Source organism: Entomomonas moraniae (assembly GCF_003991975.1).
GTDB lineage: Bacteria > Pseudomonadota > Gammaproteobacteria > Pseudomonadales > Pseudomonadaceae > Entomomonas > Entomomonas moraniae.
Window position 1 is genome coordinate 2,823,881 of the sequence record NZ_CP029822.1, and the last position, 20,582, is coordinate 2,844,462.

A 20,582-nucleotide genomic window follows, 5' to 3' on the forward strand; every position below is an offset into this window, starting at 1 on the left:
TTAAATCCTATACTTCTTTAATACTTATTGTACGATTTGCTCGTATTAAACTAATTTTCAAACGGTGAGGTTTTGATCAACCCGTTTTATTGAACTGCGCTATCTTAACTTATTTATACCTGTCAATCATCCTTTGGTATTATATTTTGGAAAATATTTTATTAAATCCATAATGTACTGGCATGCTGGCATTCATTAATACAACTGAATAATAACGTGTTGAATTTATGATATGTTTTAATAGATTTACCAAGCTCTATGCGGATGCTAAAAGATGATATTAACATCGGAGCGATTAATATTAAGACCTTGGTAGGAAAGTGATGCGCCGAGCCTTTATGAATATGCAAAAGATGAGCGTGTTGGTCCCATTGCAGGATGGCCCGTACATGAAAGTGAAGCACAAAGTTTAGAATGCATTCAGACTGTCTTTGCACATAAAGAAGTATATGCAGTTACTAAAAAAGAAAATAATCGTGCAATAGGTATGGTTGGTTTATTAATTGGTAAAGATAGTAATTTTGTAATTGCTGACAGTGAGGCTGAGATTGCTTATTGGATTGGTGTACCCTTTTGGGAGCAAGGTTTAATACCTGAAGCGGTAAAAGTTCTGATGAGGCACGCTTACGAAGATTTGCAAATGCAAGCCTTGTGGTGTGGTTATTTTGTCGGAAATGAGAGATCATTTAAAGTACAGGCTAAGTGTGGCTTTAAATATCACCATACAGAAGAAAATAAGTTTAACCAGTATTTAGGTGATTACTACACTGATCATGTTTCTTATTTGTCACGCGAAGAGTGGCGTAGCAGGTTCTAAAGATAAAGATATAGCTAAATAGTACGACAGAATCACTGTTAAGCTTATTCTTTAATATAAAATCGCTCTGGCCTACCTACATTTCCATAAGATACTTGTATTGTTAAGAATTTAATTTTTATACAGTATTCTAAATAGCGTCGTACAGTGGTTTTACTCATTCCTAGTTCAATTGCAACCGTTTCTGCGGAGTAAAGTTTTTTAGGGTTAGTAATAAAAAGATTTTGGACGCTCTGTAAAGTAATTTCTTCAATACCTTTCGTTTTGTTTTTATCTCTAAAGTCTTTTCTTTGTAAATTAAATAGCTCATCTATTTTTTGCTGACTGAGGTATGTTGTATTCTTTTGTGTCTTAATAAAACTTTCAAATTTACTTAAAGAGTATTTTAATCGCTCATACGATATGGGTTTAATGATGTAATCAAAAGCCCCAAGTCGTATTGCATCGCTACAAGTTTGCATATCGCTAGCGGCGGTGATAAAGATGACGTGACAACCTAAGTTAAGAGTAATGATATTTTGAAATAGATCTATTCCTTTACCATCGGGCAAATAGTTATCCAATAAAATTAGCTGTGGTTTTAGTTTTGGAATGAGTTGTTTGGCTTCTTGTAAAGATGATGCAATAGCAACAGCTTTAAATGCTGGTATTTGCCCTATGATTTCAGCATGGACTCCCGCAAGGATAGGTTCATCTTCAACAATAAGAATATCTATTGGTAGAGTCATTTTATGGTTTCCTTAAGTTGCTTTTGTCAAATCAATTACTGATTACTTTGGAATGAAAATGGAAAAAATAGCACCTCCTTCATCTCCATCGCTGATGGTAATTAATCCCCCTGCTTGCTGAACATAAGAGGAAACTAAGTATAACCCTATTCCATGATCGTCAGAAGCTTTTGAAGTAATGCCTCGTTCAAATAAATGATCGCGAATTGTTGGATCTATGCCTACACCTTGGTCTGCTACTTCAATGACTAGCTCATTGGTCTCGTCAGAAATATATAATTCGATTCTATTATGTTCACTAATGAGTTGGGGCTCTTTTAAGTTCATAATGGCATCGAAGGCATTATCTAATAGATTTCCCATAATAGAAATCAGCATCACTTCTGTAAGTGTGGCAGGAATTTCTTTTAATTGGCACGCAGGGTCTAGTTCTAACTGTAGCCCTAGCTCATTAGCTCTTGAGTATTTGCCTAATAATAAACCACAAACAGCGTGATTTTGAAAACGACTAGAAATAAAATCTAGTATTCTCTGGCTACCTAGAGACTTTGCTTCTAAAATACTGATTGCTTTGTCGTATTCTTTCATGTGCAGTAAACCTGCTAACATCGCCATCCAATTTAAAGACTCATGGCGCATGACTCTTAAATTATCTGCAAAGTTTTTTACCTGGCTTAGTTGCAAGTTTAAACTATTAATATCGTTTTTATCCCTAAAAGAAATCACCCAACCTTGCAATTGGTTATTGATGATGATTCGAGTCCGACTTGCAATGACGGCTATATTATTGAATTGACAGATTTCATCTTTACAATCAGTTGTTTTACTGTCAGTATCTAAAAAATTAGTTGTTTGAATGATGGAGCTCAAATCAACCCCTGTTAACATTGAGGCGGACTGCTTAATACCCAAGATAGATCTTGCTGCGTAGTTGATGGCAGTTATTCTATAGTTGATATCGATAGCAATAACTCCTTCAAAAATGGATTCTAGAATAGCTTCTTGTTGTATGGCTAACCGACAAATCTCTTTAGGTTCAAGACCTAGCATTTGAGATTTTATGCGTCTTGAGAAAAACCATGAAAAAGCAAAAACAGAGATAGTTAAACAGATAAATATAATGATAATAGGTGTAAATTCTTCACTGTATATTAAATGGATATCGTGTTGTAAATACCCTACCGAGACAATACCAACCACTTCCCCATTTTTGTTAATGATGGGGGTCTTCCCTCGTAAAGAAACACCGAGTGTACCTTTTCTTATAGAAATGATGCTTTCACCTCTAAGTACGGCATCATTATCCCCTCCCATCATGGGTGAGTATAATTGAATATTACCTGTATGAAATAGATGGTTCCCTTTAGAGTCTCCAATAACGATAAAGCTTGCATCTGAATTTGCATATAGTCGTGAGACAAATTGATTTATACCTTTTGTATCACGTTGTTCGACAGCAGAAATTAGATTGGGGATAATGGCTATTTCTTTGGCTTGTACTAAAGCATATTTGCCGATTTGTTGGTAAAGGAGCTCTTCAAATCGTTTGCTAAAATATGAGACGAGCAGAAGAGCTATAATAATAAAAAAAATAATTAATGAGATAAAAAGTTTGGTTGCAAAAGAGTTTAATCTTTTTTTTAGGGATTTCAGCATCATTAATGGATTAGCTTCGCGGTAGTAATCTATTTTGATCAGTATAAATTAAAACCTTTTCGAAAGGTTAATATAATAAAAAATAGTCTAATGATGTAAGTCATCAATATTTGATAGTAAAAAAATATAACACCATTTACTCCATAAAAACCACGATTTTTTTTTGCTAGACTCTTCTATAAGAAATACAAAATTATAAAACAAACACAGAGGTAGGATTATGAGTGACCAAGATAGAAGTGCTAGTAGTAGTGACTCTGTAACAAATGAAACATGGCAAGAAAAGTTCTGGAGATTTACAGATAAATATAAAATAGGTGTTATTCCTCTCCCCTTATTTATTGCCTGTGGCGTTTTAATCTTCGCGATTATTGCATTAACAGGTACTCTTCCCGCTGATATTGTAGTGATGGTTGCTACCTGTGCTTTTTTTGGTTTTGCTTGTGGAGAAATAGGCAAGCGGTTGCCTATTGTTGGAAAAATGGGTGCAGCTGCAATATGTGCAACTTTTATTCCCTCTGCACTTGTCTATTATAAATTACTACCTGCCCCTGTTGTTGAAGCAACAACTTCTTTTTATAAAAGTACTCATATACTTTACCTTTATATTTGTTGCATTATCGTTGGTAGTATTATGAGTATGGATCGTAAGACCCTAGTCCAAGGGTTTTTACGTGTTTTTGTTCCTATGCTGTGCGGCGAAATTGTCGGTATGGTGGTTGGTGTTACCGTAGGTGTTGTATTAGGTCTTCCAGTTCTTCATACCTTTTTCTTCTTAGTATTACCTATTATGGCGGGCGGGGTAGGTGAGGGAGCCATTCCTTTATCAATGGGATACGCTGCAATTTTTAATGCTGAACAGGGGGTGTTTTTAGGGAAAGTTTTACCTATTGTGATGTTAGGTGGTTTAACGGGAATTTGTTGCGCGGGGATTCTCAATAGAATAGGTAAAAGCTATCCACATTTAACAGGCAATGGCCGTTTATTACCGAGTGATAATGAAGAGGAAGATATAAAGCTTCATAATAATGCTTCATTATCAACGGATGTTACTACTTTTGCCTCAGGTGTGTTATTAGCGGTGATGATGTATATGGTCGGTATGTTGGGGCAAAAAATTGTGGGGCTTCCAGCACCTGTAGGTATGTTGTTTGCGGCAGTTATTTTAAAATTAACTTCTATTGTTTCACCTAAAGTGCTTAGTGGTTCACAAGTAGTATACAAGTTTTTTCAGACATCAGTTACCTATCCTATTTTATTCGCCGTTGGTGTGGCTATTACCCCTTGGGATGAATTGGTTTCAGCTTTTACTATAACCAATTTAATCGTCATTGTTAGCACAGTTGTTTCTTTAGTCGCTACTGGTTTTTTTGTTGCTAAGAAAATGAAAATGTACCCAATTGATACGGCTGTTATTTCTTGTTGTCAAAGTGGGCAAGGTGGAACAGGAGACGTTGCAATATTAACTGCGGCAGAGCGTATGGAATTAATGCCCTTTGCTCAAATTGCTACACGTATTGGTGGTGCGATTAATGTATCATTATCTCTTCTTGTACTTGGCCAGCTGATAGGACCATTTCCTTTGTATTGATAACGGTTAGATCTCTATGAAAGGATGAACAAGGTAAAAACTTATAGTAGGTCAGGAGGTAAAAAAGATGAATCAAGTATGGTCTGCAATTTGGCAAGTGATTAGCTCTTGTCTCCCTGTATTCTTATTGATTTTTCTTGGTTGGCTATGTGTTCAACAGAAAATATTTACGAAGGATGCTAAAAAATTACTATCTGGCCTTGTTTCGAACTTTGTTTTTCCAGCATTACTTTTTGTTCAAACATCCCATGCAAAGCCATCTGAAATATTCGATGGAATTTGGATTATTGCTTTCTTTTGTACCATGGCCTTTATTTGGATAATTTGTTTTGTAGTAAACAAATATATTCTCCATAAAGAGCTAAAATCATGCACAATAAACTCAATGTTGTGTTGTTTTCCAAATATGGGTGGAATGGGCGTACCATTTTTAACACTGATGCTAGGCGCCTCTTCCACTATTTCTATTGCGGTAGCTAATTTTGTGGTGGCGCTTACGCTGATTCCTCTCACTATTTTTCTATTTGAGCTTTGTAGTGCTAAGGTCTCTGGGGGAGAAGTAACCAGTGCAATGATTATCGATGCTGTTAAAAACTCAATTATGAAGCCTATGTTTCTAGCTGTTGCCTTGGGTTTAGTCATTAGTGTTACTAATGGTACTACATGGTTGCCTCATTTTGTTTTTAATACGTTTGACATAATGTCAGGTGCTTGTAACTTTATTTCCCTTATTGCTGTCGGAGTAGGTGTGTATGGTGTAAAAGTAACGTTAAGTAAACCATTGGTTGTTAATGTTATTCTAAAATGTTTTTTAACACCTGTGATCGCCTTAAGTGCAGTATATCTTTTTGGTATTACAGGCATGCAAGCGCAAGAGTTAGTTTTTCTATTGGCCATGCCTACGGCTTCAACTGCAGTCATTTTAGCTTATGACTGGAATGTTGAGCAAGAACAAGCTTCCAGTATTTTCTTAGCTTCTACCGCTTTATCTGTCATTATTTTACCATCGCTATCACTAATAATGAACCTGGTTATCCCAGGGATAAAGTAGGTTTTTAGTTATTCAAAATCATGTATTTTTAGATATGTATTAATTAAGAAGGGTATATCATGAAACTGATCAGCTATAATTATAATGAGCAAGAACATTATGGCATTTTAACGCCGGAAGGCATTATTGATTTATCAACCAGATTAGGTCAGCAATTTTGTGATTTAAAATCTTTGATTGCGGGCGGTGCTTTAAAGCGAATTCAATGCTATTTAAATGAGAGCCCAGACTTTACAGAACAAGAAGTAAAGTATTTACCTGTTATAACAAGGCCTAATAAAATTTTGTGCGTTGGGATGAACTACGCTGATAAGCGTGTAGAGTTTAATCAGACAGACCCTGCCCCCACGCTTTTTGTCCGATTTCCTGATTCGCAAGCAGGCCATAAATGTCCCATTATAAAGCCAAGTATTACTAATGAGTTTGACTATGAAGGAGAGCTTGCCGTTATTATAGGGAAAGATGGTTTTCATATTAAAGCAGAAGATGCACTGTCTCATGTGGCAGGTTATAGCTGCTATATGGATGGTTCAGTCCGTGACTGGCAGCATAGTTGGTTTACTGCGGGGAAAAACTGGCCAAAAACAGGTGGCTTTGGTCCATGCTTAACAACTTCGGATGAAATACCTGACCCTACCAATTTAACAATCTCTACCTATTTAAATAACAATAGGGTACAACATGATAATACGAGCAATCTTATTCACAAGATACCTGAGTTAATCGCATATATTAGTTTATTTACTGAGTTGTCTGCTGGAGATGTTATTATTACAGGTTCTCCTGGTGGTGTGGGTAAGAAACGTGTGCCTCCACTATTCATGAAAGCAGGCGATTGTATTGAAGTTGAAATTGAAAAAATAGGTCGTTTAACTAACTTTATTACCGATGAAGTCACTCCTACTATTTAGTAGGATAGAAACTTTCATAGAAAAAGATAGCCTAGATCATTAATTCTATAGAGTAAATAGAGTAAAGTAAGGTAGGGTAAAGAAGGCGGAATAATGACTAGTGAAATAAAATTTGCACTATTAAATAATAGTGAAAAATCTTTAAATGACGTGAAGGGCTTGTTAGAGAGTTGTCATTTGAAAGTAGACCGACAAGTGGATTTGTTCGCTGTCGCGTATACTGATAATAATGACATTATCGCTTGTGCGGGGCTTTTTCATAATATCATCAAGTGTGTTGCGATTAGCCCTGAGTATCGAGGTGAGAACTTAACAAGCCGACTTATTAATGAAATTATACTTTATGCGGCCGATCGAGGGGTATTTCACTTATTCCTTTATACAAAACCAGAAAATATTCGGGTATTTGAAAAGTGTGGTTTTTATCCTTTAGTTGTTATTCCAGAACTGGCAACGTTTATGGAAAATACTCCGGTTGGGATAAAAGGTTACTGTGAGAAACTTTCTCAGAAACAGCATGTGGGAAAAAGAATCGGTAGTATTGTTATGAATGCTAACCCTTTCACATTAGGTCACCAATATCTCGTTGAGTTTGCCGCAAAACAATGTGACTGGCTCTATGTTTTTGTTGTGAGTGAAGATAGCTCAATGTTTTCTTTTAAAGACCGTTTCCGTCTAGTGCAAGAAGGTACATCAAGTATTGCAAATGTTACGGTGCTTTCTAGTTCTGAGTATATTGTATCAAAAGCAACATTCCCCAGTTATTTTCTAAAAGAGAAAGCTGATGTAGATCATGCCATTACAGGTATAGATTTACTCGTATTCAGAAATTATATAGCACCATCGCTGAATATCATGAGCCGTTTTGTTGGAACAGAGCCATTTTCGCCAATAACAGATAAATATAATCATGGCATGAAATATTGGCTAAGCGAGTACCAGACAAGTTCCCCAACCATTAATGTTATTGAGATCGAGCGCAAGAAGATTAATGGAACGCCTATTTCGGCAACGGCCGTTCGCTATTTTCTTAAGGAAAATAACCTTGAGGAAGTAAAAAAATTAGTACCTGAAACAACATGGGCTTTTCTAAAAGAAAACTTTGCAACAAATTCAAGAGAGGTATTATGAAAATCATCAAAGACGCAATTGCAGGGACACTGGAGTCCAGTGACCTACAGGTTAAGGTTTCTCCCCAAGACAATCTTGAGATCGTTATTCATAGTAATGTCATGCATCAATTTGGAGAGAAAATTGCAGACGTTGTTAAAGAAACACTCAATAAACTACAAGTCGCTGAAGGTTTGATTATTATTGAAGATAAAGGTGCTCTAGATTGTGCTATTCGAGCACGTGTAGAAACTGCTGTTTTACGTGGAGCCGAAGTGACTGAGCTAAACTGGAGTCTATTAAAATGAAAAAATTACGCCGTAGCATGTTATTTTTACCAGGTGCAAATGCCGCTATGTTATCTACCGCATTTGTTTATAGACCCGACTCGGTTATGTTTGATTTAGAGGATGCTGTTTCTATACGTGAAAAAGACAGTGCACGCTTATTAGTGTATCAAACATTACAATTGCCCATATACAGAGAGTTTGGCATTGAGGTCATTGTTCGAATTAACTCATTAAAAACTGAGTTTGGCCTAAAAGACCTTGAAGCAGCTATTTGGGGTGGCGTTGATGCCGTTCGTTTGCCTAAAACAGATACACCCGATGAAATCTATGAGTTAGAAAAACACATGGAGCGTATAGAGAAAGAGGCGGGGCGTCCTGTAGGCTCAACAAAAATTGTTGCAGCGATCGAATCTGCTGTTGGTGTTATTAATGCTGTATCTATTGCACAGTCATCGCCTCGAATGATTGCTATTGCTATTGCGGCGTTTGATTATCTTGTGGATATGCAAACACAGCGTGGCGATGGTTCAGAGCTTTTTTATGCTCGTTGCGCTGTATTGCATGCAGCACGTGTTGCAGGTATCGATGCGTTTGATGCAGTTTACTCAGATGTTAACGATGAGGCTGGCTTTTTAAAAGAGGTTGAGTTTATTAAGGGGTTAGGTTACAACGGTAAATCTCTTATTAATCCTCGCCAAATTTTACCTTTACACAATGCTTATGCTCCTACTCAAAGTGAAGTAGATTATTCTAAACAAGTGGTTGCTGCTGCGGAAGATGGAGAGAAAAAAGGGCTAGGTGTTATCTCTTTAAACGGTAAAATGATTGATAATCCTATCATTAATAACGCTCGCAGAATTATTTCTCGTTATGAAGCTTCTGGCGTTCGTCAATAAATAAGACTATATGATTTAAGGAGCTCCATTATGAAAACTACATTAGATACACTTGTGAAACAACATCCAGAGTTAGAAGGTTTAAAACCATTCTCTACCCCTTATGCGACAACACCTTATTTAGCCGACGCTACTCAAAAGCATACAAGAAAAATACTTAACTCAGTAGAAGATGCTATTAAAGCTACAGGGTTAAAAGATGGCATGACCATTTCTTTTCACCATGCTTTTCGTGAAGGTGATAAGACGATTAATAGTGTGATGGATATCATCGCCAGTATGGGAATCAAAGACCTTACTTTAGCTTCAAGTTCATTATTAAGCTGTAATGAGCCGTTAATCAAGCATATCGAAGCAGGTGTTATTACTCAAATTTATACTTCGGGAATGCGTGGTGAACTTGCTAATGCAATTTCTCATGGTTTAATGAAAAAGCCTATTCAAATTCATTCTCATGGTGGCCGTGTCAATCTTATTCAACAAGGTGAAATAAAGATTGATGTTGCATTTCTTGGGGTATCAACTTCCGATGAGTTTGGTAATGCTAATGGTATAACGGGAAAATCTCGTTGTGGGGCATTAGGCTATGCAATGGTTGATGCGCAATATGCTAAAAATGTTGTTTTACTGACTGAAGCTATTGTACCTTTCTTTAATACACCACCTAGTATCCGACAAGATCAGGTTGATTATATTGTTAAAGTAGACCAAGTAGGTGATCCTACACAAATCGCTGTTGGTGCAGTAAGACTTACCTCTAACCCCCGTGAGCTTATGATTGCTCGTTATGCTGCAGACATCATTGAGCACTCAGGTTATTTTGAACAAGGCTTTTCTATGCAGACGGGTTCAGGTGCTTCTGCAACAGCATGTACACGTTTCCTTGGCGAGAAAATGGTCAAAAAAGGAATTTCAGCTAGCTTTGCACTAGGCGGAATTACTGCTGGTATTGTTGAGTTACATGAAAAAGGACTCATTGAAAAACTTATTGATACACAAAGTTTTGATACTGCGGCGGGTATGTCGCTTGCCAAGAATCCAAATCATTTTGAAATCTCAACGAATATTTATGCAAACCCTGCTTCAAAAGCAGCGTGTGTTGATCAGTTAGATGTAACTATTTTAAGTGCCTTAGAAATAGATTTAGGTTTTAATGTCAACGTACTGACTGGATCTGATGGGGTTATGCGTGGTGCATCAGGTGGACATTGTGACTCAGCAGCGGGTGCTAATTTGCGAATTATTGTTGCACCACTGATTCGTAGTAGAATCCCAACTGTTGTACGTAATGTTACGACAAAAGTAACACCTGGTGATAATATTGACGTTTTGGTTACGGATCACGGTATTGCAGTCAATCCGAAACGACCAGAGCTAATTGAACGCTTAAAAGCAGCTAATTTACCAATTACAACAATTGAAAAACTTTATGATCGTGCAATATCCTTGACAGGAGAACCAAAACCTATTGAATTCACTGACCGTGTGGTGGGTGTTGTTCGTTATCGTGATGGTTCTGTTATTGATATTGTTAAGCAAGTAAAAGATTAATTAGGAGTAAATAATGCAGCAGATCCTTAGTTTGACAGATGGTCCAGAGGTTACACTCGATCAAATGTTACAAACAAGGGATTTGCGTGCTAGAAATCAACGGCAGTGGCTTGTAAAGCACAATATGCCGTTAATTTCGCTGACGTTAGTTGTTCCTGGTTCTATTAAGTATAGCAGTGGTGCGCAATATTTATTTAATACAGCACTGCATAATATTGAAAATACTTGTCATACACATAACTTTCTTATTGCAGCCAAGCAGAACTTTAGTACTGTTTGTGGCTATGAGGCATTATTAAGTGTTCAGGCCGATGCTGCACAGTTAAAAGCAATCTGTATAGAGCTTGAGGAAAAACATCCTCTGGGTAGGCTTTGGGATATTGATATTATCTGTCCCCACAAGGGAATTATTTCTAGACAAACAACAGAGTTTAATGCTCGTCCTTGTTTGGTTTGTGAGGAAGATGCGCATGCCTGTGCGAGGTCTAGAAAGCATAGTTTGCTAGAGCTTATCAAAGTCATAGAGGAAAAGATTAATGCTTTTCAGTGTTGCCCAAAGTGATACATCTTCTGTAGTACAGCAGCGCTTACCTTTTATTAATCAATTACCCGCTACTCGAGTGGCTACACTTGCAACGACGGCTTTATTAAAAGAAATCTATCTAACGCCTAAACCAGGACTGGTCGATCGTCATAATTCAGGTGCACATAATGATATGGATTTTCAAACATTTATTGTAAGCATTCAAGCAATTAGCAAGTGGTTTGATAATTTTTATTATTGTGGTTATCTCCATAAAGAACTCGAGGGGTCATCATTACTTAATGTTATTCGTCCTTTGGGTATTGCTTGTGAAAAGGCTATGTTTGAGGCAACGCAAGGGATAAATACACATAAAGGAGCTATTTTCTCATTAGGGTTGATTTGTGTTGCACTTGGCCATTTAGAGGCAAGACGAGAGCAGGTTAACCATGTCACCATTTGCAACAGAGTAGCGTCTATTTGTCAAAATATTCTTAATGAGTTAGTTACAAGCAATAGACAAAAAACTGCAGGGGAACGGTTGTATAAGTTGTATGGTTTTACTGGGGCAAGAGGTGAAGCCGCCGCTGGTTTTACAACAGTTATACAATATAGTCTTCCTATATATATTGCATTATTAAGGCAAGGTCATTCAGAGCAAACAGCATTATTACAAGCGTTGATGGTGTTAATGGCACATAATAATGATACAAATGTTGTGGCGAGAGGTGGGCTTGAGGGCTTAATATTTGTACAAGAAACAGCACAAAAGCTACTAGATCAATATGGATTATTTTTGCCAGAAGACTTAACGCCTCTCTTCACATTTGATCAACAGCTGATAGATAAAAACCTGAGCCCAGGTGGTAGTGCTGACTTATTATCGATTACTTGGTTTTTGGCTCAATATGAGGCTAATAATTTATAGTTATGTTAGAGAATGCTGTAAAGGTGGTTTATCCATAAAGATAACATATTACCATTAGCCCTTGCTGTCATCAGCAATGGGCTTAGTATTCTTTGCCAAAGTTATTTTGTTAATGAGTGTTAATTTGGGGTACATCAACACTTTTAACATTGTCTACTTCATCTCTGATCTGACCTTCTAAAGAGTCATCAGTGCTTTCAGTTGTATTGTCTCTATGGGTTTGCTCTGCACCACCTTGAATTTCTTCCTCACGCGTTTTTCCTGGCTGGAAGTCTCCAGAAAGGCTAACTAGCTGATTGTTTTCATTGAAGAATAAGGTAATGTTTTCTTGGTGCATGGTTCCACCGCCGGGTTGAATACTATAAATATAGTCCCAGCGATTTGCATGAAATGGATCTAGAATCAGCGGTGTTCCCATTAAGTAATTCACTTGAGCACGATTCATGCCAGGCCGTAATTGGTTGACCATGTCTTGGGTAATAATATTACCTTGTTGAATATCAATTTTATAAACACTCGGGAAACAGCCTGACAGTGTTAATAGGCTTATCAGTAGACTACCTATCAGGATAAATTTTGATTTTTGCATTAGCAATGGACTTCCACTATATTATAGTATCTAATAAAAAATAGTATGATACCTTTATTATAGTCTATTGCGAAGAGTAAAGTGAGAAACATATGGTAGAAAATAGTGAATTAAGAAAAGCAGGCTTGAAAGTTACATTGCCGAGAGTCAAAATTCTTCAACTTTTGGATGCTGCTGAAAGCCGTCATATGAGTGCAGAAGATGTTTACAAATCACTGATGGAGTCAGGTGAAGACGTTGGATTAGCGACAGTGTATCGTGTTCTAACTCAATTTGAATCTGCAGGTTTAGTCGTTCGCCATAATTTTGATGGTGGGCATGCTGTTTTTGAATTGGGCGATGGCGATCACCACGATCATATGGTTTGTGTTGATACGGGAGAGGTCATTGAGTTTGTTGATAAAGAAATTGAGGAGTTACAACACACCATTGCAAAGCGGCATGGCTTTGACCTTGTAGATCATAATCTTGTACTTTACGTTAAAAAGAAAGAAAAATAAAAAGTAGTTGTTTGTCTGATAGCTAATAAAGGGTGTGAAATCAGTCTCCTTTAAAGCGCTGAGATCAATATGCCAGAGAATATTTAGTATAATTTTGATTTATACTAATGACTCTAAGAAAAAAAATGCTTTTTACTTTGTAACCATATATATTAGTGTAATTACAAACGCAATAAGGGGCTTATATGAAGAGTAATAAGGTACTTTGTCAAATTCCGTGGCTAATTCTTGCCATTGTGGGGGCATGTTGTCTTGGTGTTGTGGCATTAAGAAGAGGGGAAGCAATTAGTGCGCTATGGATTATAGTCGCAGCTATTTCAGTTTATTTAATAGCCTATCGTTATTATAGCCTTTATATTGCAAAGTATGTTATGCAGTTAGATCCTTCAAGGGCCACCCCCGCGGTTGTTAATAATGATGGTTTAAATTATGTACCAACAAATCGTTATGTTTTGTTTGGTCACCACTTTGCTGCTATTGCTGGTGCAGGGCCATTAGTTGGGCCAGTTTTAGCCGCTCAAATGGGTTATCTTCCCGGTGTATTATGGATTTTGGCGGGAGTTGTTTTAGCTGGTGCTGTACAGGACTTTATAGTTCTATTTTTATCAGCAAGACGTAATGGTAGCTCGTTAGGTGAAATGATTAAAGAGGAAATGGGGCCAGTAGCAGGAACCATTGGATTGTTTGGTTGTTTCCTTATAATGATTATTATTTTGGGTGTTTTATCACTCATTGTAGTTAAAGCATTAGCAGATAGCCCTTGGGGCGTATTTACAGTTTTCTCAACTGTACCGATAGCCCTTTTTATGGGTGTTTATATGCGTTTTCTTCGCCCTGGTAGAGTGGGAGAAGTCGCTGTTATTGGGATAATTTTGTTGGTGTTGGCTATTTGGTTTGGTGGCGTTATTGCTCATGATCCTGAATTAGCACATTATCTAACTTTCAAAGATACAACGCTTACTTTTATTTTGATTGGTTATGCGTTTGTTTCAGCTATGTTGCCTGTTTGGGTTATCTTGGCTCCACGTGATTATTTAGCAACTTTCTTAAAGATTGGTGTAATTGTAGGGTTAGCAATTGGTATTGTTATTTTAAGACCTGATTTAAAAATGCCTGCATTGACCGACTATATTAGTGGCGGAGGCCCTGTATGGGGGGGCGCAGTATTCCCATTCTTATTTATTACTATTGCATGTGGTGCCGTTTCAGGGTTCCACGCTTTAATTTCTTCAGGTACAACACCTAAACTATTAGCGAACGAAACAGATGCTCGTTTTATTGGTTATGGTGCTATGTTGATGGAGTCTTTTGTTGCGATTATGGCGCTTATCGCAGCGTGTATTATTGACCCTGGTTTGTATTTCGTAATGAATACTCCACCAGCAACACTTGGCTTTTCAATGCCGGATCTTCATAATTTAGGCTCTGCTGATGGGCAAATGATTCTTGCTTCTCTACATGATGTAACCATTCAAGCAGCAGAAAAAGTCAGTTCATGGGGCTTTGTGATTACACCCAATGAAATATTGCAAACAGCAAAAGATATTGGTGAACCTTCTGTTCTTAATCGTGCAGGTGGTGCGCCAACGTTAGCTGTTGGTATTGCTCATGTATTCCATAAGATTATTCCATTTACGGATATGGGCTTCTGGTATCACTTTGCTATCTTGTTTGAGGCATTATTTATTTTAACCGCATTAGATGCAGGAACCCGTTCTGGGCGTTTCATGTTACAAGATTTGTTAGGTAACTTTGTTCCTGTATTGAAAAAGACAGATTCCATTTGGGCTAGTCTAATTGGTACTGCGGGTTGTGTCGGTTTATGGGGATACTTGCTTTACCAAGGTGTTGTCGATCCATTAGGTGGTGTGAAGAGTCTATGGCCTCTATTTGGTATCTCTAATCAAATGTTAGCAGCTGTTGCACTTGTGTTAGGTACTGTTGTTCTGATTAAAATGAAACGTGCTAAATACACATGGGTAACGATTATACCTGCAGTTTGGTTATTAATTATTACCACGTGGGCAAACTTTATTAATATCCCAGGCTTTATTAATACAGCGAAGAGTCAACAAAAAGATGCTGTAAGATTTGAGCAAAATATTGGTGATATTAGAACAGCGCTTCAATCGGCTCAAAGTAATGGTGGCGAAACCATTTCTATTAGTACCACATTGGCTCCTTATACTAGTGCAAAAACCTTAAGTGTTTCTCTATCTGAGGCTGAGCAAGTGATTACGGTATTAAAAAATAAGCTAGCCGATAAAGACTATGCCGTTATCAATAACATGGTAGCACATAAAGAAGATGTTCAAAGTTTAGCCACTTTAGTTGCTAATGCAGAAGCTTCTAATAAGCCTGTTGTTAATATTGATAAACGCTTTGTTCCATTAATTAATGATCCACAAATAACTGTACCAGTTGCTGATGGTGATTTAGTGATTAAATCGCTAGAAAATAAAATACAAGATGCAGGACATATTGTACGTAACAATTATACAAATCTTGTATTAACTATTTTATTCTTACTAGTGGTTTATAGTTTATTATTCTACGGTATCGTTACAGGTATTAAAGGTTTTATGAACCCTAATCGTTCTGATCAGGAAACGCCTTATGTACCTGTTCCTGAAGGTGGTGTGAAAATCTCGACATCACACTAGTTGAGATATTCTAAGCACCTCATTGTTATGGGGTGCTTATGGAGAAATAAGATGTTTGGAAATTTAGGTAAGGCCAGTAAATACCTCGGCCAAGCTGCACGTATGATGATTGGTATCCCTGATTATGATAACTATGTAGCTCATATGAAAAAAAATCATCCAGACAAACCTGTCATGACTTATGAGGAATTTTTTAAAGAGCGCCAAGAGGCACGTTATGGCGGTAAAGGCAAAGGTGGTTTTCGATGTTGTTAATGAAATAATATAATGTAAGGGCATTTATGGCTATTCCTGCGACAATATTAACAGGCTTTTTAGGCTCTGGAAAAACGACACTTTTACAACATATCCTTAAAGAACAACACGGTTATAAAATCGCAGTTATTGAGAATGAGTTTGGAGAGGTCGCTGTTGATACCTCTTTGTTAGGTGATAGAGCCACTAATATTACAACGTTAAGCAATGGCTGTATTTGTTGCAGTAGTCAGAATGAGTTGTCTGATGCACTATATGATTTGCTAGACTCAATAGATGATGGTAGCCTTTCTTTTGATTATTTAATTATAGAATGTACTGGAATGGCTGATCCTGGGCCAATTCTTCAAACATTCTTTTCATCAGAAGTACTATCTGAGCGTTATTTGCTTGATGGTGTGATTACTTTGGTCGATGCTGTACATGCAATGCAGCAGCTTGATCAGTTTTCAATTGCACAAGCCCAAGTTGGGTATGCCGATCGTATTTTGATTACAAAAACTGATGTTAATCCAGACACCAAAGCGTTAGAACAACGACTTAAGCAAATTAATATCAGAGCACCCCAGTATAAAGTTATTCAAGGGCAAATCGATTTAAGCTTATTGTTTAATATTGAAGGCTTTATTTTAAATGATCAATTGTCAAGCAACACCTTGATCTTTAATCCAGTAACGCCTGTTCAGCAAGCAATGGCTATTCAATCATTTGTCATTAGGTTAACAAAACCATTGGAGTTATCTAAAATATCTGAGTTTATGGATGAGCTTTTAGTAACGTATGGTGATCAAATTTTACGTTATAAAGGGCTTTTAGCGATTCAAGATGATGATCGTCGACTTTTATTCCAAGGTGTACAAAGGTTATACAGTGCAGATTGGGATAAAGAATGGCAAGCAGACGAAAAGAGAGAGAGTATACTTGTTTTTATTGGGCTAAATTTGCCTGAGCAAGAGATTAGACAAGGGTTTGATAATTTATAAAAGGATTAGTATGCATATTCGAGCTATTGTAATTACATTGCTCACTGTTTTTTTTGTAGGTTGTATGAATAAGCAAACAGTGCAGGAGCCTTTCGTTATTAATGGTGAAACAGCATGCCAGTCGATTAACCTTAGGCTTAATCAGCAGTTAACAGTTCGCCTTAAAGCTAATCCTACAACGGGTTATCAATGGGTATTAAAGCAGCAACCAAGTTTTTTGAAAATCATTAATGCTGATGTTTATCAACAAGATAGTCATCCAGAAGGAATGGTAGGAGTTGGTGGGCAAACAACATGGTCGTTTCAAGCTCAAGCAAAGGGAAGTGATGCGTTAATATTGATTTATCAGCGGCCTTGGGAGAAAGAGCAGGTTGCTGAAACCTTTGAATGCGTTATAAACGTTAACTAGGGTCTTAGTTACATTTCTAAAAAGCTGTTGTTACCGTTGAGATATTGCTCAATGGCTTTGGCTGGTGACGTAGATGCAATATTACCTACCAGCACATAGTTTTTTTTAATAAGATTTTGTTCTCTTAATTTATTACCGAATACACCTAATATTATTCGTAGGGGGGTTCCAATGATAAAGCTAATATTATTCATGGTATTAATAACTTGATCATCAGGCAAACCTTGTAAACTAGGTGTTAAGAAAATAACGATAAGAAGCGTTACGACAAAAATAATAGCCGCTACGCCCCATAACTGTTTTATAAGTGCCCATAAAATATCAAAGAAGAACGCAGGCCAAGACCAGCCTTGTTTGACTGCTTCATAGCTATCTGAAGAACTTTTAAAAATTTTATAGTCATTCATATCGTTTTATCTAAGCAGCTTTCTAGCAATGGATTAATAAAAGTTAATCCATTGCTATTAGTTGTTACTTGTCCAGTGAGCGCATGTGAGGGAATAAAATTACATCTCTAATAGATGGCGAATCGGTCAGTAACATTACCAATCTATCAATCCCAATACCTTCTCCCGTTGTTGGAGGCATCCCATATTCTAGTGCATTGATGAAATCAGCATCATAATGCATGGCCTCATCATCACCGGCATCTTTTTCTTTCACTTGTTGCATGAAGCGTTCTGCTTGGTCTTCTGCATCGTTAAGTTCTGAGTAAGCATTAGCAATTTCACGTCCGCCAATAAATAACTCGAAACGATCAGTAACGGTAGGATCTTCATCATTACGACGTGCTAATGGTGATACTTCAAATGGGTAGCGTGTGATAAATGTTGGTTGTTCTAGTTTATGTTCAACTAGCTCTTCAAAAATCATGGTTTGTAGTTTGCCTAAGCCTTCATAACCTTTCACATCAGCCCCTGCCTTTTTAGCAATAGCGCGGGCTTTTTCAACAGAGCGTAAATCGTCAGCAGTAATTTCAGGGTTATATTTTAAAATTGAGTCAACAACAGAGAGACGTGCAAAAGGTTCACCAAAATGGAAAACTTTACCTTGATAAGGTACATCGGTTGTGCCTAATACAGCTAAAGCAAGCTCACGGAATAACTCTTCTGTTAAATCCATGTTGTCTTCGTAATCAGCATAAGCCTGATACCATTCAATCATTGTGAACTCAGGATTATGGCGAGTAGAAACGCCTTCATTTCGGAAGTTACGATTCACTTCGAAGACTTTTTCAAAACCACCCACAACTAAACGTTTTAAATAAAGCTCAGGTGCTATACGCAAGAACATATCCATATCTAATGCATTATGATGGGTTTGGAAAGGCTTAGCAGATGCTCCACCAGGAATGCTATGTAGCATTGGGGTTTCTACTTCCATAAAGTCGCGTTCAGTTAGAAACTTGCGAATATGATTAATAACTTGTGAGCGTGTTTTGAATACATGGCGAACTTCTTCATTAACGATTAAGTCAACATAGCGTTGGCGGTAACGCATTTCTGTATCGGTTAAACCATGATGCTTATCAGGTAATGGGCGTAGTGATTTAGTAAGTAAGCGCACATTTTGTAAATGGATAAATAAATCACCTTTGTTAGAGCGTGAAAGATAACCTTCTGCTGCTATGATATCGCCTAAGTCCCATGTCTTAATGTCAGTTAGGGTTTCTTCAGGTAAATTTTTGCGGTCTACATAAAGTTGAATACGGCTTGTCATGTCTTGAATAACCATGAAAGCCCCGCGGTTTAGCATTAAACGGCCCGCAATTTTAATTGTTTTTTTATCAGCTTCTAGCGCTTCTTTATCTTTTCCTTCACCAAAGGCTAGTAAGTCTGCAATATAACTATTACGGCGAAAGTCATTAGGAAATGCAACGGGTTGCTTTTCACGGATGGCCGCTAGCTTTTCTTTACGTTGAGCAATGAGTTTGTTTTCATCTAGCTGTTGTGTGTTTTGTTCAGTCATCTTCTTTCTCGTTGATATGCTTAAAGTTAGAGGCCTTGTTTTAAACTTGCTTCAATAAATTTATCTAAATCACCGTCTAATACGGCATCACAGTTAGTATTTTCAACACCTGTTCTTAGGTCTTTAATACGCGATTGATCCAATACATAAGAGCGGATTTGGCTACCCCAGCCAATATCTGATTTTGTATCTTCTAATGCTTGGGCAGCAGCATTACGCTTTTGCATTTCTAATTCATATAACTTAGCACGTAACATCTTCATCGCATAGTCTTTGTTCGCATGTTGGGAGCGTTCATTTTGACAGCTGACCACCGTATTGGTAGGGATATGTGTAATACGTACGGCAGAGTCGGTGGTATTAACGTGCTGACCACCTGCACCTGATGAACGGTAGGTATCGATCCTTAAGTCGGCAGGGTTAATATCAATTTCGATATTATCATCGATTTCAGGTGATACGAATACAGCTGCAAAAGAAGTATGACGGCGGTTACCTGAGTCGAAAGGGCTTTTTCTCACTAAACGATGAACACCAATTTCAGTCCGTAACCAACCAAAAACATATTCTCCTTCAATATGAATGGTGGCTGATTTTATTCCTGCAACCTCACCTTCTGAGAGCTCAACAATTTTACTTTTAAAACCATGGCTGTCAGACCAGCGTAAATACATGCGCAGTAGCATGTTAGCCCAGTCTTGAGCCTCTGTGCCACCAGATCCAGATTGTATATCTAAATAAGCATTGTTTGGGTCCATTTCTCCGCTGAACATGCGGCGAAACTCTAATGCTTCCATTGTAGAAGTAAGGCGTTTTACTTCTTTTTCAATATCTGCAACGGCCGTCTCGTCATTTTCTTCGACAGCCATTTCTAGTAATTCGTGGGCGTCAGCAAGGCCATTAGACATTTCATCTAAGGTAGTCACGATATGTTCGAGTTGAGAACGCTCTTTTCCTAAGCTTTGTGCTTGCTCAGGATTATTCCATATATTAGGATCTTCAAGTTCACGTGTTACTTCGATTAATCGATCTTTTTTAAGATCGTAGTCAAAGATACCCCCGAATAGCTTCGGTGCGCTCGGTTAGATCTTTTATTGCATTGACAATAGGATTAACTTCCATCAGATTAGCCTATTAATATAACAGTGTGAAAGCTGTTAATT

The 20,582-nt window shown here is 37.4% G+C and carries 19 protein-coding genes and 2 pseudogenes; 15 read left to right on the forward strand and 6 right to left on the reverse strand.

From position 1 onward, the window contains the following. Window positions 1-274 precede the first annotated feature (274 nt). Window positions 275-817 (forward strand): annotated as a pseudogene (locus tag DM558_RS13110) (GNAT family N-acetyltransferase). A gap of 44 nt (window positions 818-861) precedes the next feature. Here the strand turns inward: DM558_RS13110 and DM558_RS13115 are convergent. Both DM558_RS13115 and DM558_RS13120 read right to left on the reverse strand, forming a co-directional pair. Then, window positions 862-1,545: a response regulator gene (locus DM558_RS13115; protein ID WP_127164403.1), complete on the reverse strand. Its 684-nt coding sequence runs from the start codon at window positions 1,543-1,545 to the stop codon at window positions 862-864. 42 nt (window positions 1,546-1,587) lie between these two features. Continuing rightward, window positions 1,588-3,204, reverse strand: coding sequence for an ATP-binding protein (locus DM558_RS13120; protein WP_228411757.1), 1,617 nt, complete (start codon window positions 3,202-3,204; stop codon window positions 1,588-1,590). Between the two features lie 217 nt (window positions 3,205-3,421). Between DM558_RS13120 and DM558_RS13125 the strand changes: the two genes are divergently transcribed. From DM558_RS13125 to citG, 9 genes are all read left to right on the forward strand, one after another. Further along, window positions 3,422-4,792, forward strand: a complete 1,371-nt coding sequence (locus DM558_RS13125; protein ID WP_127164404.1) for a 2-hydroxycarboxylate transporter family protein — start codon at window positions 3,422-3,424, stop codon at window positions 4,790-4,792. A 67-nt stretch (window positions 4,793-4,859) separates the two neighbouring features. Then, window positions 4,860-5,843, forward strand: a complete 984-nt coding sequence (locus DM558_RS13130) for an AEC family transporter (protein WP_127164405.1) — start codon at window positions 4,860-4,862, stop codon at window positions 5,841-5,843. A 59-nt stretch (window positions 5,844-5,902) separates the two neighbouring features. Then, window positions 5,903-6,754 carry a fumarylacetoacetate hydrolase family protein gene (locus DM558_RS13135; protein WP_127164406.1) on the forward strand — a complete coding sequence of 284 codons (852 nt, stop codon included), beginning with the start codon at window positions 5,903-5,905 and terminating at the stop codon, window positions 6,752-6,754. Window positions 6,755-6,847: 93 nt separating this feature from the next. Further along, entirely contained in the window at window positions 6,848-7,885 is a 1,038-nt protein-coding gene (gene citC, locus DM558_RS13140; RefSeq protein WP_127164407.1) for a [citrate (pro-3S)-lyase] ligase, read from the forward strand. Beyond that, complete coding sequence (gene citD / locus DM558_RS13145; protein ID WP_127164408.1) at window positions 7,882-8,172, forward strand: citrate lyase acyl carrier protein; 291 nt, start codon at window positions 7,882-7,884, stop codon at window positions 8,170-8,172. The genes citC and citD overlap by 4 nt, the downstream gene beginning before the upstream one ends. Then, window positions 8,169-9,050, forward strand: coding sequence for an aldolase/citrate lyase family protein (locus DM558_RS13150; RefSeq protein WP_109704097.1), 882 nt, complete (start codon window positions 8,169-8,171; stop codon window positions 9,048-9,050). Before citD ends, DM558_RS13150 begins: the two co-directional genes overlap by 4 nt. Window positions 9,051-9,080: 30 nt before the next feature. Continuing rightward, the gene (gene citF / locus DM558_RS13155) at window positions 9,081-10,601 is read left to right on the forward strand and encodes a citrate lyase subunit alpha (RefSeq protein ID WP_127164409.1); all 1,521 of its coding nucleotides are present in this window, start codon (window positions 9,081-9,083) and stop codon (window positions 10,599-10,601) included. Between the two features lie 13 nt (window positions 10,602-10,614). Continuing rightward, the gene (gene citX, locus DM558_RS13160; protein WP_127164410.1) at window positions 10,615-11,163 is read left to right on the forward strand and encodes a citrate lyase holo-[acyl-carrier protein] synthase; all 549 of its coding nucleotides are present in this window, start codon (window positions 10,615-10,617) and stop codon (window positions 11,161-11,163) included. Further along, the gene (gene citG / locus DM558_RS13165; RefSeq protein ID WP_127164411.1) at window positions 11,138-12,052 is read left to right on the forward strand and encodes a triphosphoribosyl-dephospho-CoA synthase CitG; all 915 of its coding nucleotides are present in this window, start codon (window positions 11,138-11,140) and stop codon (window positions 12,050-12,052) included. The genes citX and citG overlap by 26 nt, the downstream gene beginning before the upstream one ends. A 109-nt stretch (window positions 12,053-12,161) precedes the next feature. Here citG and DM558_RS13170 read toward each other — a convergent pair whose 3' ends face one another. After that, window positions 12,162-12,641: an outer membrane protein assembly factor BamE gene (locus DM558_RS13170; RefSeq protein ID WP_127164412.1), complete on the reverse strand. Its 480-nt coding sequence runs from the start codon at window positions 12,639-12,641 to the stop codon at window positions 12,162-12,164. A 92-nt stretch (window positions 12,642-12,733) separates the two neighbouring features. Here DM558_RS13170 and fur point away from each other — a divergent pair, with 92 nt between their 5' ends. The 5 genes and pseudogenes from fur to DM558_RS13195 all read left to right on the forward strand — a co-directional run bounded on the left by fur (window position 12,734) and on the right by DM558_RS13195 (window position 17,451). Further along, window positions 12,734-13,141 carry a ferric iron uptake transcriptional regulator gene (gene fur / locus DM558_RS13175; RefSeq protein WP_109704092.1) on the forward strand — a complete coding sequence of 136 codons (408 nt, stop codon included), beginning with the start codon at window positions 12,734-12,736 and terminating at the stop codon, window positions 13,139-13,141. A gap of 185 nt (window positions 13,142-13,326) precedes the next feature. Further along, window positions 13,327-15,183 (forward strand): annotated as a pseudogene (locus DM558_RS13180) (carbon starvation CstA family protein); the annotation flags it as partial. A 672-nt stretch (window positions 15,184-15,855) separates the two neighbouring features. Further along, entirely contained in the window at window positions 15,856-16,059 is a 204-nt protein-coding gene (locus tag DM558_RS13185) for a YbdD/YjiX family protein (protein WP_127164413.1), read from the forward strand. 26 nt (window positions 16,060-16,085) lie between these two features. Next, window positions 16,086-17,042 carry a GTPase gene (gene yjiA, locus DM558_RS13190; RefSeq protein ID WP_127164414.1) on the forward strand — a complete coding sequence of 319 codons (957 nt, stop codon included), beginning with the start codon at window positions 16,086-16,088 and terminating at the stop codon, window positions 17,040-17,042. A 64-nt stretch (window positions 17,043-17,106) separates the two neighbouring features. Next, window positions 17,107-17,451 (forward strand): protease inhibitor I42 family protein, encoded by a 345-nt coding sequence (locus DM558_RS13195; protein ID WP_164731464.1) that lies wholly within the window; start codon window positions 17,107-17,109, stop codon window positions 17,449-17,451. An 8-nt stretch (window positions 17,452-17,459) separates the two neighbouring features. On the opposite strand, the gene DM558_RS13200 is transcribed toward DM558_RS13195, so the two are convergent. The 3 genes from DM558_RS13200 to prfB all read right to left on the reverse strand — a co-directional run bounded on the left by DM558_RS13200 (window position 17,460) and on the right by prfB (window position 20,541). After that, complete coding sequence (locus DM558_RS13200) at window positions 17,460-17,858, reverse strand: DUF2628 domain-containing protein (RefSeq protein ID WP_127164416.1); 399 nt, start codon at window positions 17,856-17,858, stop codon at window positions 17,460-17,462. Between the two features lie 64 nt (window positions 17,859-17,922). Next, entirely contained in the window at window positions 17,923-19,419 is a 1,497-nt protein-coding gene (lysS, locus tag DM558_RS13205) for a lysine--tRNA ligase (protein WP_109704087.1), read from the reverse strand. Window positions 19,420-19,445: 26 nt separating this feature from the next. Next, window positions 19,446-20,541 (reverse strand): peptide chain release factor 2 gene (prfB, locus tag DM558_RS13210; protein WP_127164417.1). Its coding sequence is split into 2 segments (ribosomal slippage): window positions 19,446-20,468 and window positions 20,470-20,541, totalling 1,095 coding nucleotides; the frame shifts between segments, so codons are not numbered across the junction. Window positions 20,542-20,582 lie beyond the last annotated feature (41 nt).